Raw genomic sequence first — 14,870 nt, 5'->3', positions numbered from 1 at the left:
GCGCCGGGGCGGGGCGGGGGGCGGGGGGGGGTGTCGGTGCTTTGAGGAGGAGTTGGGGGGTCAGCAGCGTGGGGGGCGGGGCAGTCGGATGTCCGGCGTTCGCCGGGGCGGCAGGGGGCGCGTCGAGGGTGTCCTGAGCCTGCGCGCGTGCCGTCGCGAAAAGCGACAGGCACGTCACGGCCCCCCAGGCCAATCGCCTGCTTGCGCTCGACACCATTTCCCCGACCCCCGAATGCACTTTTACGAAATATGGCGCCGCCCGTTTTTTGGGTTATTCGTTCCTGGTCGAACGCGGCACATGGTGGGGGGAGTCAGCAAGAGGCGTGCCTGCTGCTGTTTTAAACGGTTTATATTTTTAAGTCGTTATTCGTCTAATTTTTGAGCGGCATATTTCTGTCACGTAAAACGTTTGCGAGTTCGATATTCATTAACAAGCTTTCTTTTATAAATGGAGCATTACAGTTAAATCAGACGATATTTCCGGAAAATCGTGATTTGGAAATTCCTGGCGATGCTGATGCAGAGAAAACGTAACGTGTTGCTACGGGTTCGCCCGTAACGACACGACGTAACGCCCCGTTACGCACGTAGAATCGTCGGACGAAAGCGCAGGTTCCGGGCTTCCGGCCCGGAAACCTCTCTCCACGCTATTCACGTGAACGGACTTCGGGAGCACACATGTCATCTCGCACCTATCTCGTCACCGGCGCATCGCGCGGCATCGGCCTCGCGGTCAGCACGTTGCTCGCCCGGCGCGGCCATCGCGTCGTCGGCCTTGCGCGTCACGCGCAGGACATCGACTTCCCCGGCGCATTGCTCGCGTGCGATCTCGCCGACATCGAGCAGACGGCAGCCACCCTGGCGCGCATCAGCGAGCAGCACGATGTCGACGGCATCGTGAACAACGCGGGCATCGTGTTGCCGCAACCGCTCGGGCAGATCGATTTCCAGTCGCTGCAGACCGTGTTCGATCTCAACGTGCGCGCCGCGATCCAGGTCACGCAGCACTTTGCGGATGCGATGAAGGCACGCGGCCACGGGCGCATCGTCAACATCTGCAGCCGCGCGATTTTCGGCAGCCTCGATCGCACCGCGTATTCCGCCGCGAAGAGCGCGCTCGTCGGCTGCACGCACACGTGGGCGCTCGAACTGGCCGAACATGGCGTGACCGTCAACGCGGTTGCGCCGGGGCCGATCGAGACGGAACTGTTCCGGCAGACGCGGCCCGTCGGCAGCGAAGCCGAACGCAAGGTGCTCGCGACGATCCCCGCGCGCCGGCTCGGCACGCCCGACGACGTGGCCGCGGTGATTGCATTCTTCCTGTCGGACGAGGCGGGTTTCGTCACGGGGCAGGTGCTGGCCGTGGACGGTGGCGGCAGTCTCGGCGGGCGCAGTTGAAGCCGACGTCGACGCACCGGGCGCCGTAGGCCCGGCGCCCGGCAGCGGCCGGTTTCGGCGCGCATCGCGGGTGCATACATGTGTGCGCGCTGATGGCGGGCATTCTGCTTGCGCGCATATTCCGCCACCCCGTTAGCATGTGACGAATCGGACTTTGGGTGCCGCGCGCGCGACGCTAAGATCGCCGATCCCGTAGATCGAGCGTTCAGAACAATGAAAAAGTCCGCGTCGCCGTTACATGCTTTTCGTTTCCGTGTCGTCTGCGCCGCGATTGCCGGTGCGCTGTCGCTCGCATCGTGCGGCGGCGTCGACAGCGATCCGCCGCCGTCACCCACCAGCACCACGCCGCCGCTGGCTCAGAAACGCCCGAACATCCTGTACATCATGGCCGACGATCTCGGCTATTCCGACATCCATGCATTCGGCGGCGAGATCAACACGCCGAACCTCGACGCGCTCGTCGCGTCGGGCCGCATCCTGTCGAACCATCACACGGGCACCGTCTGCGCGATCACGCGCGCGATGCTGGTGTCCGGCACCGACCACCATCTCGTCGGCGAAGGCACGATGGGCGTACCGACCGACGAACGGCGCGGGCTGCCCGGTTACGAGGGCTACCTGAACGATCGCGCATTGTCGTTCGCACAACTATTGAAGGACGCCGGCTATCACACGTACATCGCGGGCAAGTGGCACATCGGCTCGGGGATCGTCGGCAGCGCGACGGGCAGCGGGCAGACGCCTGACCAGTGGGGCTTCGAGCGCAGCTATGTGCTGCTCGGCGGTGCGGCGACGAACCACTTCGCGCACGAGCCGGCCGGCTCGTCGAACTACACGGAAGACGGCCGCTACGTGCAGCCTGGCCAGCCCGGACAGCCGGGCGGCACGGGCGGCAGCCCGGCCGTGTTCTATTCGACCGATTTCTATACGCAGAAGCTGATCTCGTACATCGATTCGAACCAGCGCGACGGCAAACCGTTCTTCGCGTATGCGGCTTTCACGTCGCCGCACTGGCCGCTGCAGGTGCCCGATCCGTGGCTGCACAAGTATGCGGGCGTGTACGACGCCGGCTACGACGCGATCCGCAACGCGCGGATCGCGCGGCAGAAGGCGCTCGGCCTGATCCCCGCCGATTTCAAGCCGTTCGACGGCCTGCCTGAAACGACGGCCGCGTCGCCCGCGACCGCGAACAACGGCACGGCCGCCGCGAAATACATCAGCGCGGTGCATTCGGCCGCGGACGGCTACAGCGACTACGGCGCCGGCAAGGTCGACAAGCTGTGGTCGAGCCTGTCGCCGGCCGAGCGCAAGGCTCAGGCGCGCTACATGGAGATCTATGCGGGCATGGTCGAGAACCTCGACTACAACATCGGCCTGCTGATCCAGCACCTGAAGGACATCGGCGAATACGACAACACGTTCATCATGTTCCAGTCGGACAACGGCGCGGAAGGCTGGCCGATCGACGGTGGCGCCGACCCGACGGCGACCGACACCGCGAACGGGCAGGAGCCGATCTATTCGACGCTCGGCACCGACAACGGCAAGCAGAACGCGCAGCGCCTGCAGTACGGGCTGCGCTGGGCCGAAGTGAGCGCGTCGCCGTTCCGGCTCACGAAGGGGTATTCGGCCGAAGGCGGCGTATCGACGCCGACGATCGTGCGCCTGCCGGGCCAGACGCAGCAGTTGCCGACGCTGCGCGCCTTCACGCACGTGACCGACAACACGGCGACGTTCCTCGCGGTCGCGGGCGTCACGCCGCCGTCGCAGCCGGCGCCGCCGCTCGTCAACACGCTGACGGGCGTCGACCAGAACAAGGGCAAGGTGATCTACAACAACCGCTACGTGTATCCGGTCACCGGCCAGTCGCTGCTGCCGGTGCTCACGGGTACCGCGACGGGCGAAGTGCATACCGCGCCCTTCGGCGACGAAGCCTACGGCCGCGCCTACCTGCGCAGCGCCGACGGCCGCTGGAAGGCATTGTGGACCGAGCCGCCGCTCGGGCCGCTCGACGGTCACTGGCAACTGTACGACCTCGCGTCGGATCGCGGCGAGACGACCGACGTGTCCGCGCAGAACCCGTCGGTGATCAGCACGCTCGTCGACCAGTGGAAGACCTACATGAGCAACGTCGGCGGTGTCGAACCGCTGCGTCCGCGCGGCTACTACTGAACCCGGGAGCGACACGATGCGGTTCCGGTTCTGGACGATCGGCGCGGCGCTTGCCGCCACGCTGTTCGCAGCCGCGTTCGCGGCCGGCTATGCGAATCCCGTCGCGCCGGCGGGCGATGCATTCGACGACGCGAATCGCGGCCGCGCGCTCGCGCCGCTCGGCTCGGAGCGACAGTGCGCGGGCTATTCGGGGCTGCCGGCTAGATGGCGCGACGATCCGAAGGCCGGGATGGTGCACTTGCGCGGCGGCGCGTTCGTGTTCGGCAGCACGCGCGGCTATGCGGACGAGCGCCCGGTCGGCGACGGCCGCACGCGTGTCGGCGGGTTCTGGATCGACCAGACCGACGTGACGATCGCGCAGTTCGCCGCATTCGTGCAGGCGACCGGCTACGTGACCGAGGCCGAGCAGCAGGATGGGGCGGCCGTGTTTCATGTGCCGACGCGCGACGAGATGAACGCGCGCGACCTGGCGTGGTGGTCGTGGGTGAAGGGTGCGTCGTGGCGTCATCCGCGCGGGCCGGGCAGCGGCGTCGACGGGCTCGGCAACCTGCCCGTCACGCTGGTCACGCAGCGCGATGCGCTCGCGTATGCGCGCTGGCTCGGCCGGGATTTGCCGACCGAGGCCGAATGGGAATACGCGGGCAAGGCCGGCCGTGACGATGCATCGCTCGATGCGGCGCCGCGCGATGCGCAGGGCAAGCCGGCCGCGAACTACTGGCAGGGCGTGTTCCCGGTGCTCGACACGGCCGAGGACGGCCATGCGGGGCTCGCGCCCGTCGGTTGCTACGCGGCGAACGGGTTCCGGCTCTACGACATGATCGGCAACGCATGGGAATGGACCAAGGACGCGTACACGGGCCCGCACCAGTCGCACACGAACGGCGACACGGCGGCCGTCGCGCCGCCGACGCGCCGGCACGATACGCCGATGGTCATCAAGGGCGGCTCGTTCCTGTGCTCGCGCGATTACTGCGTGCGCTATCGCGCGTCGTCGCGCGAACAGCAGGAAGCCGATCTCGGCGCGTCGCATATCGGGTTTCGCACGATTCTGAGGGATGCATCATGAAGTGCGTCATGGCTTGCGTGGGCGCATGGCTGATGGCGGCGTGCGCGGTCGTTCATCCGGGTTTGACCGTTGCCGCCGAATCGGCCGCACCGGCCGTGCGCGTCGGCGTGACGCGCGGCGTACATGCGCAGATCCTGGACGAAGTGAAGCGGGTCGCGGCAACGCGAGGGTTCGGCGTTGACGTCGTGGAATTCGACGATCCATCGCGCATCGACGCGGCGCTGGCCGACGGCCGGATTGACGCAGCCAGCTTCGAGGATGCACAACAGCTTGCCGCGACGCGCGCGCAGAAACGCTACGCGCTGACCGACATCGCGCCGACCGTCACGCTGCCGATGGCGCTCTATTCGCGCAAATTGAAGAACCTGAACGAACTGCAGCCCGGTGCGACTGTCGCGATTCCCGCCGATCCGCGCGGGATGGCGCGCGCGCTCGTGCTGCTGCAGAACGACACGCTGGTGACGCTGCGCGAGCGGGCCGGCCTGCGTGCGACGCTGCGCGACGTGACCGGCAACCGGCTCGGTCTGAAGCTCGTCGCGCTGCGCCGCGATCGCCTCTACGCGGCGCTCGACACGGCCGCGTTCGTCGCGATCGACAGCGACGATGCCGCGCGCGCCGGGCTGCAACCCGCGCGCGACAGCATCAGCATCGAGGATGCGCGCTCGCCGTATGCGAACGTGCTGACGGTGCGCGATGCCGATCGCGCGAAGCCGTGGGTGACGCAGCTCGTCGCCGCGTATCACTCGGACGACGTCGCGCGCTTCATCCTCACGCGCTACCAGGATTCGGTGCGGCGGCCGTGGTAGACACCTGGCTGCTCGCGTGCAACGCCTGCGGACGCTGCTGCAACAGCGCGCCGACGCTGTCGTTGCGCGAACTGTTCCGGCATCGGCATCGCTTCGTCGGGGCGCTGACGATCCGTCGCGTGCCGAAGCGGCGAGCGGGCGAGCGCTGGCATGCGGGCGGTCGCGAGCACGCGCTCGATGCGGAAGACGTCGCGGCGTCCGAGGCGCTGGCGGCACGGTTGTTTCATCGCTCCGGTGTCGCCGGGAACGAATGGATCGCGCTGACGCTGCAGGGCTACGACTATCCGTCGCTCGGCCGGTGCGCGGCGCTGGCCGACGACGGACGCTGCAGCGTGCATACGGACAAGCCGTCAATCTGCCGCGCGGTGCCGCTCGATCCGATGCTGCCCGACCGCTTGCAGTCCCGCGTGCTGGCCGCGCGGCGCGACGATGCGGGGTGGCTTGGCGCGAACTGCATCGTCGAAACGGCGAGCGCGCAATCGTCGGTGGCGTCTTCCTTTCCGATTCCGCTGGTGACGGCCGGGCAGGTCGAAGACCGTGCGGCGCTCGACGCGTATCGCGATGCGCTCGCGTTCGAGCGCGCGGTGTGGCGCGATGCGGTGTTCGCATCGTTGACCGATGGCGGGCAGGACGTGCGGCATGCGCTGTCGCGGCTTGCGCCTGGCGGCTACCTGACCGTGTCGATCGTGCCAGTCCTGTTGGCCGTTGCATCGGTGTCCGCGCATTGCCACGCGCTGTGCATCGCATTCATCGACGCGCAACTCGCGTTGATCGGTATGAACATCGAAGCGGCACTCGCGCGCCGGCATGCCGACGACCGGCCCGCGACGCGCGAGTTGCGCGGCTTCGCGCAGGCGCTCGAACGTGCGCGACACGCACTGGCCACGATGCCGGCACCCGCGGCCGGCCTGCGTGACGACGCACCACGCATCGACGCGTGGCTCGCCGACCGTCCCGACTTCGACACGCTCGCCGCCTGACAATGCCGAAGTATTGCACCTGCCTTACAATCGGCGCTCTTTCAATCTCTTGCGATGGAGCGGGCATGTACGCGTCGACCTTCATTTTCCGTGCCGGGCAATACGACGACGAATTCCACCGGCTCGACCGGCAGATCGCCGACATGGCGCGCGCGACGCCCGGCTATCTCGGCGAGGAGACGTGGGAGAACGCCGAATCGGGGCTGATCCAGAACGTCTACTACTGGGAGTCGGAGGCGGCGCTGCAGCAGCTGATGCAGCACCCGGCGCACCTCGAGGCAAAAACGAAGCAGGCGCGCTGGCTGGACGGCTATCGCGTGGTGATTTCGAAAGTGTTGCGCGAGTATGGCGACGGCAAGCTCACGCAGCCGCATGCGGGGCAATCCGCCTGAATGGCTGTCTGATTCATTTCTTTCGCATTACGGATCAATAACAAGGCGGCGAACCCGGAAACCCACGTCTACACGCGGGTTTCCGCGACATCGCGTGCAATCAATTCTTCATCAAGCATGGCTAAGGTGGCGGGGCTTCACGTCGTCAGTCTGTCCACCAACAACGTCCTCACTCGATGTCGTACGGAGCCTTGTCCATGCCGAATTTCGCCTTGTCCGCGAAGCGCCGCCGCGCGCTGCGCGATCGTACCGTTCCCGTCTTCGCCCTGACGCTGATTGCCGCAAGCATCGGCGCGCACGCCGCCCCGCATGACAACGACGGCGACAGCCGTTTTACGCCGGGCTTCGTGCCGGGCTTCCTGGTCCTCAGCCGCAGCGTGTACGACAACGTGTCGAGCAACGTCCAGCCCGGCGCGATCCTGCCGCCGAACTGCGCGAAGACCACCGGCGGTTGCGGCACGGCATCCGGCGCGCCGAACGACGGCACCTATCCGTACGTGTGGAACAACGACCGCTACGACGGCAGCTTCGGCATCACGTCGCGCATCTTCCTCGACCAGATCACGCCGGCCGGCGGCGTCGTCAGCACGCTCGAAGTGCCGAACAGCCTGCAGAAAGGCTTCGCGCACGACCAGATGGTGACGAGCTTCAGCTCGAAGTCGGAACTCGGCCTGCACCTGTCGCTCGACGGCAGCTACCTGACGTTCATGGGCTACGTCGCGCCGGTCAACACGATCGACGTGTCGAACTCGAACACGCCGCTCGCGGTCGATACGACGAACCCGGACGGGCAGAACTTCTATCGCGCAATTGCGCGCATCGATCGCCACGGGCATTTCCGCTTCACCGAGACGAATGCGTACAGCGGCAACAACGGCCGTGCGGCGATCCTGAACAATCGCGACGGCCATGATATCTACTACACGTCGGGCAACGCCGGCAACGGCTCGAACCCGCAGCCGGACAACGTGATCCTCGGCGCGGGCGCGCAGTTCATCGATGGCGCGAAGCATCACGAAGCGCAGCAGGATCCGGGCGTGCCGACGCCGCTCGCGAGCTTCTCGGTCACGGAACTCGGCGCGAAGGCCGACAAGATCGGCAAGGACGACAACTTCCGCGGCATCGCGGTGCACGACAACGTCGTGTACTACACGAAGGGCAGCGGCGGCAACGGCGTGAACACCGTGTACTTCGTCGATACGACCGGCACCGCGTGCCCGTCGGGCGTCGGCGTGCCGTCGCCGAAGGCCGTGCTGCCGACGGCGCCGCTCGCGTACAACGCCGCCACGCTGCAGACGGCCGGCCTGCCGAACAACATGTGCGTGCTGGCCGGCTTCCCGACCACGCCGAACAAGACCGCGACGACGCTCTCCTATCCGTTCGGGATCTGGTTCGCCGACGCGAACACGCTGTATGTCGCGGACGAAGGCGACGGCTACACGGGCGGCGCGGACCTGTACACGCATGCCGCTGCGCAGACGACGGCGGGCCTGCAGAAGTGGGTCTACGACGCAGGCACGAAGCAGTGGAAGCTTGCCTACACGCTGCAGAACGGGTTGAACCTCGGTCAGCCGTATTCGGTCGCGGGCTATCCGGCAGGCAACAACTCGGCGACGGGCCTGCCGTGGGCACCGGCGACGGCCGGCCTGCGCAACCTGACGGGCCGCGTCGAACGCGACGGCACGGTGACGATCTGGGCGATTACGTCGACGGTCAGCGGCAACGGCGATGTCGGCGCGGATCCGAACCGGCTGGTCGCAGTGCGTGACGTGTTGAAGAACACGAGCGCGGCGACGGCTGCGCACGAGCAATTCGCCGTACTGCGGACTGCGAAGTTTGCGGAAGTGCTGCGGGGTATCGAGTTCGCGCCGGGGACGGATACGGGGCGGTCGCACTGACGCAGGTGCGCCCCGGCTGATGCCGGGGGGCAAGGGCGCGGCCGCGAGTCTCCACGGCCGCGCCCTTCAACTTTGTTGCGGCGAGGATTCAGTCGACGCGTTGCGTTTCACCGTCGTTCGGCTCCACCTGCGTCTGCGCCGCGCGCTGCCAGATCGGGAACATCGCGTTCCTGACCGATGTTTGCGCGTCGATGACCTTGCGGTGATCGATGCCCGGCAGGTCGAGCAGCCGGTCGACCGCCCCTTTCGCGCCGTCGGCGCCCTGCGGGAACCCGCACGCGAACTGCTTGTTCGTATCGAACAGGATCCACCAGACGGACGACCCGTACGGCCCCTGGTCGTTGGTTTCGATCACGACCGCGCCAAGGTCGGACAGCGCGATTCCGCGCATTGCGCCCGTGTGATCGGTCGCGTCGATACGCGTATCGGTCGCGGTCACCGCCCAGTGGCTCGGCGGGACGGGCGAAACGGGTGGTGACGGTGCGGTGTCGAGTTGCGCCGCGCCGCCGGAATCGGCACGCTCGGCGGCCTCCATCGCATCCATCGGATCAATGAAATCCATCGGATCGATCGATGCGGCCGGGGCATCCGGCGCGATCGCCGCCGCTGACGCGGCGGCCTCCTGCTTCAGGCGCCCACCGATCCACGGCAACGCGGCGGCGCCGACCATCGCCGCCATCCACAGGTAGTACCCGATGCCGAATGCATGGATCGGCTTGTAGTCCGGGCCGGTCGGGATCGTGTGCCATCCGAGTGCGAAGGCCACGGCCACGGCGAGCAGCGCGGACACGATGCGGTTCGGCTTGATCAGTGCGACGACCAGCAGCGGGTTGCCGAGCCACGCGAATTGCAGGTCGAGGATTGCGAGCGGGCCGATCGCGAGCACCATATAACCGCGCCACCAGTTCACGGCGCCGGCCGCATTCGGCGGTTCGGCGGCCACCGGCAGCAGCAGCGACACGACGTACAGCGCGACGATGACGGCGCGCGCGAGGTTCAGGCGAGCGGAAGCGGTGCGAGTCTGCATGTTGCCTTCTTGTTGTGCAGGGGCGTGCGAAGCGGCGAATGCCGGACGGCCGTGCCGGCATTCACGACGCGTGGCGGCCACGCGCCGCTGGCGATTGTGGGCGATTCGCGCGGCGATGTCGAATGCGTGCCGGATGCCCGGCCTCGCCATCCGCCGGCCCGCACCGCATCAAAGCGCTTCGACCAGCAACCGCTTGCTCTTCTCGCAATACTCGTGACACGCGGCCCGCGCCGCAATCGACGCGCCATGCACGAACCGCGGCGCATCGGCCCGCCGCGACATCGACACGACGATCGACGGCGGTGACGGCTGCAGCGGCAGCTCCACGACTTCGCCGCTTTCGATCAACGCATCGACGAACAGCACCGGAATCGCCGCCACGCCGAACCCGTCGCGCACGAGCTGCACGATCACCGAGATCGACGGCGATCCGGTGATGCGCGTGTCCGACAGCGGCACGCCGTGCGCGTGCGCGAGTGTGCGGACGATATCTTCCAGCGCACGATGAGGCGCCGTACCGCGCCCGTAGGTGAGAATCGGCTGGCGCAGCACCTGCCGCGCGAGGCCCGTGCGCGTGTTCGGCAGCAGCCCCGCGCGCGCGATCCAGCGCACCGGATAGTTCGCGAGCGCATCGCACACGACCGACGCCTCGTCGCTGCCTTCGACGCGGATGATCAGGTCGAGCTCGCCCGCCATCAGCCGGCGCTGCAGCACGACGCTGACGTCGACGGTCAGGTCGATCTCGAGCTGCGGATAGTCGGCCGCCAGCCGGCGCATGTAGTGCGGCAGCCAGCTGTGCACGACGGTCTCGATCACGCCGAGCCGCAGCTTGCCGCGCAGCGCGCTCTCGCCGGACGCGGCGGCCTGCAGCTCCTGGGTCGCCTCGACCACGGCTTTCGCATAGCCGAGCAGGTATTCGCCGTTCGGCGTGAGCCGGAATTCGCGGCTGTCGCGGTCGACGAGTACCGTCTGCAGTTCGTCCTCGAGCGCCTTCAGGCGCTGCGAGATCGCGGCCGGCGTCGCGTGCAGCGCGGCGGCCGTCGTGCGGAAGTTGCGCAGCTTCGCGAGCGTGACGAAGGTTTCGAGAAAACGCGTGTTCATGGCGGTCTGACGGAGGGTGGATGCGCACTTTGCCGGTGAGGAAAAGTGAACGGAGCGGGGGAAAACCCCAGGATCCGTTAAGAAATTCTATACACGAAGCGCAAAAAAACTCGTTGGCGACAAAATTTTTTCTTTTCTATTCTTCGCCGTATCCGATGACACGGCACCGTCATCCCGACGACATACCGATCTGCGATAGAACCTCATGACGCCTTCCGAATTCCGCCAGTCCGTGCGCCACGGCGCGTTCCGCGGCCCGACCGCAGGCCACTGCGGCCCGTACGCGCAAGCGAACCTCGCGATCCTGCCCGAAGCGGTCGCGCACGATTTCCTGCGTTTCTGCCAGGCGAACCCGAAAGCCTGTCCGCTGCTGGGCGTCGGCGAACCGGGCGCGTTCCGGGTCGACGCGCTCGGCGAGGATCTCGACATCCGCACCGACGTGCCGAGCTACAACGTCTACCGCGACGGCCGCCTGACCGAGCGCGTCGAGTCGCTGGAAGCGCTGTGGCGCGACGATTTCGTCGTGTTCGCGATCGGCTGCTCGTTCTCGTTCGAGGACATGCTGGCCCGCGAAGGGATCGGCTTGCGCCACGTCGAGGAGGGGCGCAACGTACCGATGTACCGCACGTCGATTCCGAATCGCCGCGCGGGGATCTTCGGCGGCCAGCTCGTCGTGTCGATGCGGCCGATGCGCGGCGCCGACGCGATCCGCGCGGTGCAGATCACGAGCCGGTTTCCGGGTGTGCACGGCGCGCCGATCCATCTCGGCGATCCGCGCGAACTGGGCATCGCCGATCTGAACGCCCCCGAATTCGGCGACGCGGTGACGATCCGCGACGGCGAGCTGCCGGTGTTCTGGGCGTGCGGCGTGACGCCGCAAACCGCGCTGATGGACGCGAAGCTGCCGATCGCGATCGCGCATACGCCCGGCCACATGCTGATGACCGACATCACGAACGCGTCGCTGGCCGTATTCTGATCCGCGGCGACGACCAACCGCACGACCACCCGCACGCACGATTGCCATTTGACGGCGCATAACGACAGGAGCACCACCATGGAAAGCAAGACCCTCGCGGCGAACGCCGCGGAGCCCGCGAGCCCCGAGCGCAACGGCCTGTTCTCGTGGTACGGGGATGCGCAGCCGCGCGAGCGCCGCGCGTTCTGGAGCTGCAAGGTCGGCTACATGCTCGACGGGATGGACACGCAGATGCTGTCGTTCGTGATCCCGACGCTGGTCGCGACCTGGGGCATCTCGTTCGCGGATGCGGGCTTCATCGGCACGATCACGCTGCTCGCGTCGGCGGCCGGCGGCTGGATCGCCGGCATCCTGTCCGACCGGATCGGCCGCGTGCGCACGCTGCAGCTCACCGTGCTGTGGTTTGCCGTGTTCACCGCGCTGTGCGGGCTCGCGCAGAACTACCACCAGCTGGTCGCGGCGCGCGCGCTGATGGGCTTCGGCTTCGGCGGCGAATGGACGGCCGGCGCGGTGCTGATCGGCGAAGTGATCCGCGCGCGCGATCGCGGCAAGGCGGTCGGCCTCGTGCAGTCGGGCTGGGCGATCGGCTGGGGGCTGTGCGCGCTGCTGTATGCGCTGCTGTTCTCGGTGCTGCCGGCCGAGCAGGCATGGCGCGCGCTGTTCCTCGTCGGCCTCGCGCCCGCGCTGCTGGTCGTCGCGATCCGCCGCTACGTGAAGGAGCCGGACGTCTACGAGAAGGAGAAGGCCGCGCAGGCGAAAGTGGCCGATGCGCCGCGCCTCACCGAGATCTTCGCGCCGAAGCTGATCACGACGACGCTGCGCGCCGCGCTGCTGACGACGGGCGCGCAGGGCGGCTACTACGCGATCACGACGTGGCTGCCGACGTTCCTGAAGACCGAGCGGCACCTCACGGTGATGGGTACCGGCGGCTATCTCGCGATGATCATCTTCGGCTCGTGGGTCGGCTACCTGACGAGCGCGTACCTGACCGACCGCCTCGGCCGCAAGCCGAACTTCATCCTGTTCGCGGTCGGCTCGATGGTGATCGCATTCGCGTACACGTCGCTGAACCTGACCAACGCATCGATGCTGTGGCTCGGCTTCCCGCTCGGCTTCTTCGCGTCGGGCATCTTCTCGGGGATGGGTGCGTTCCTGACCGAGCTGTTCCCGACCCGCGTGCGCGGCTCCGGCCAGGGCTTCTGCTACAACGTGGGCCGCGCGATCGGTGCGCTGTTCCCGTTCCTGATCGGCGCGCTGTCCAAGCAATACGGGCTCGGCATGAGCATCGGCATCTTCGCGGTCGCCGCGTATGGCGTGGTGATCGTCGCCGCGCTGACGCTGCCCGAGACCCGCGGCCGCGAACTCGACGCCGCGTAAGCGGCGGGGCGTTCCGCCCTTCGTTTTATTCCCCTTTGACCGACCCCGTGACACGGCGCGCGACGCGCGCCGTGCGGCGGCGCTCGTCCTACGATTCCACACGCATCGACCCGACATCATGACTGACCGACACCTTTCCCCCGTTCCCTCCGACGCCGCACGCTGGCAATTCTGGATCGACCGCGGCGGCACGTTCACCGACATCGTCGCGCGCCGGCCCGACGGCACGCTCGTCACGCACAAGCTGCTGTCGGAGAACCCCGAGCAGTACCGCGACGCGGCCGTGGCCGGGATCCGCCACCTGCTCGGCCTCGCGGCCGGCGAGCCGATCACGCCCGAGTGCGTCGACATGGTGAAGATGGGCACGACGGTCGCGACCAACGCGCTGCTTGAACGCAAGGGCGAACGCACCGCACTCGCGACGACGCGCGGCTTCCACGACGTGCTGCGCATCGCGTACCAGAACCGGCCGAGGCTGTTCGATCTCGACATCGTGCTGCCCGACGCGCTGTACGAGACCGTCGTCGAGATCGACGAGCGCATCGGCGCGCACGGCGACATCGTCGTGCCGTTCGATGCGCAGGGCGCCGAAGCATCGCTGCGCCGCGTGTTCGACTCGGGCGTGCGTGCGCTCGCGATCGTGCTGATCCACGGCTATCGCTACACCGCGCACGAACGCGCGCTGGCGGACCTGGCGCGCCGCATCGGCTTTACGCAGGTGTCGGTGTCGCACGAGGTGTCGCCGCTGATGAAGATGGTGTCGCGCGGCGACACGACCGTCGTCGACGCGTACCTGTCGCCGATCCTGCGCCGCTATGTCGAGCAGGTCGCGCACGAGATGCCGGGCGTGAACCTGCAGTTCATGCAGAGCAGCGGCGGCCTGACGCGCGCCGACGCGTTCCAGGGCAAGGACGCGATCCTGTCGGGCCCGGCCGGCGGCATCGTCGGGATGGTGCGCGCCGCGCAGGCGGCCGGCTTCGAGCGCGTGATCGGCTTCGACATGGGCGGCACGTCGACCGACGTGTCGCACTATCACGGCGAGTTCGAGCGCGTGTTCGAGACGCAGGTGGCCGGCGTGCGGATGCGCGCGCCGATGATGAGCATCCATACGGTTGCCGCGGGCGGCGGCTCGGTGCTCGGCTTCGACGGCGCGCGGCTGCGCGTCGGGCCGGAATCGGCCGGCGCGAACCCGGGGCCGGCCGCGTACCGGCGCGGCGGCCCGCTGACGGTGACCGACTGCAACGTGATGCTCGGCAAGATCCAGCCCGATCATTTCCCGCGCGTGTTCGGCCCGCAGGCGGACGAACCGCTCGACCGCGACGGCGTGGTCGCGAAGTTCGCCGCGCTCGCCGACGAGATCCACGCGGCCACCGGGCGGCGCGAGACGCCCGAGGCGCTCGCCGAGGGCTTCCTGGAAATCGCGATCGGCAGCATGGCGAACGCGATCAAGAAGATCTCCGTGCAGCGCGGCCACGACGTGTCGCGCTACGTGCTGACGACGTTCGGCGGCGCGGGCGGCCAGCACGCGTGCGGCGTGGCCGACGCGCTCGGGATGACGCAGGTGTTCGCGCATCCGCTCGCGGGCGTGCTGTCGGCATACGGGATGGGCCTCGCCGACCAGACCGCGATGCGCGAGCGCGCGGTCGAGGCCGTGTTGTCCGACGCGTCGCAACA

General features: G+C 67.7%; 12 protein-coding genes. 10 read left to right on the top strand and 2 right to left on the bottom strand.

What is annotated here, in order from left to right; all coding sequences use genetic code 11:
- The first annotated feature begins 678 nt into the window (after positions 1-678).
- The 7 genes from G3N93_RS20450 (at position 679) to G3N93_RS20420 (ending at position 8,712) form a co-directional block, all read left to right on the top strand.
- The gene (locus tag G3N93_RS20450; protein WP_206122861.1) at positions 679-1,398 is read left to right on the top strand and encodes an SDR family oxidoreductase; all 720 of its coding nucleotides are present in this window, start codon (positions 679-681) and stop codon (positions 1,396-1,398) included.
- Between the two features lie 213 nt (positions 1,399-1,611).
- Positions 1,612-3,570 carry an arylsulfatase gene (locus G3N93_RS20445; protein WP_174938256.1) on the top strand — a complete coding sequence of 653 codons (1,959 nt, stop codon included), beginning with the start codon at positions 1,612-1,614 and terminating at the stop codon, positions 3,568-3,570.
- Between the two features lie 16 nt (positions 3,571-3,586).
- Positions 3,587-4,636: a formylglycine-generating enzyme family protein gene (locus G3N93_RS20440; protein ID WP_206133804.1), complete on the top strand. Its 1,050-nt coding sequence runs from the start codon at positions 3,587-3,589 to the stop codon at positions 4,634-4,636.
- Positions 4,633-5,442, top strand: coding sequence for a MetQ/NlpA family lipoprotein (locus G3N93_RS20435; protein ID WP_206133803.1), 810 nt, complete (start codon positions 4,633-4,635; stop codon positions 5,440-5,442). The genes G3N93_RS20440 and G3N93_RS20435 overlap by 4 nt, the downstream gene beginning before the upstream one ends.
- Positions 5,436-6,422 (top strand): YkgJ family cysteine cluster protein, encoded by a 987-nt coding sequence (locus tag G3N93_RS20430; protein ID WP_206133802.1) that lies wholly within the window; start codon positions 5,436-5,438, stop codon positions 6,420-6,422. Before G3N93_RS20435 ends, G3N93_RS20430 begins: the two co-directional genes overlap by 7 nt.
- Before the next feature lie 65 nt (positions 6,423-6,487).
- Positions 6,488-6,814 (top strand): antibiotic biosynthesis monooxygenase, encoded by a 327-nt coding sequence (locus G3N93_RS20425; RefSeq protein WP_039354446.1) that lies wholly within the window; start codon positions 6,488-6,490, stop codon positions 6,812-6,814.
- A gap of 197 nt (positions 6,815-7,011) precedes the next feature.
- Positions 7,012-8,712 (top strand): hypothetical protein, encoded by a 1,701-nt coding sequence (locus G3N93_RS20420; protein WP_206133801.1) that lies wholly within the window; start codon positions 7,012-7,014, stop codon positions 8,710-8,712.
- 88 nt (positions 8,713-8,800) lie between these two features.
- On the opposite strand, the gene G3N93_RS20415 is transcribed toward G3N93_RS20420, so the two are convergent.
- Complete coding sequence (locus G3N93_RS20415) at positions 8,801-9,739, bottom strand: hypothetical protein (protein ID WP_206133800.1); 939 nt, start codon at positions 9,737-9,739, stop codon at positions 8,801-8,803.
- A 168-nt stretch (positions 9,740-9,907) separates the two neighbouring features.
- On the bottom strand, positions 9,908-10,840 hold the full coding sequence (locus tag G3N93_RS20410; RefSeq protein WP_011356169.1) for a LysR family transcriptional regulator: 933 nt from the start codon (positions 10,838-10,840) through the stop codon (positions 9,908-9,910).
- Positions 10,841-11,045: 205 nt separating this feature from the next.
- On the opposite strand from G3N93_RS20410, the gene G3N93_RS20405 reads away from it, so the two are divergent.
- The 3 genes from G3N93_RS20405 to G3N93_RS20395 form a co-directional block, all read left to right on the top strand.
- Positions 11,046-11,819, top strand: coding sequence for a putative hydro-lyase (locus tag G3N93_RS20405; protein ID WP_011356168.1), 774 nt, complete (start codon positions 11,046-11,048; stop codon positions 11,817-11,819).
- Between the two features lie 78 nt (positions 11,820-11,897).
- Positions 11,898-13,196 (top strand): MFS transporter, encoded by a 1,299-nt coding sequence (locus G3N93_RS20400; protein ID WP_174938268.1) that lies wholly within the window; start codon positions 11,898-11,900, stop codon positions 13,194-13,196.
- 118 nt (positions 13,197-13,314) lie between these two features.
- Positions 13,315-14,870, top strand: a 1,556-nt coding sequence (locus G3N93_RS20395; protein WP_277396553.1) for a hydantoinase/oxoprolinase family protein, incomplete at its 3' end; no start/stop codon positions are given.

Origin of the sequence: Burkholderia sp. Se-20378 (assembly GCF_017104665.1) — a bacterium.
Classification (GTDB): Bacteria; Pseudomonadota; Gammaproteobacteria; order Burkholderiales; family Burkholderiaceae; genus Burkholderia; species Burkholderia lata.
Note: the sequence above shows the minus strand (reverse complement) of the source record. Positions and strands in the feature narration are given on the sequence as shown.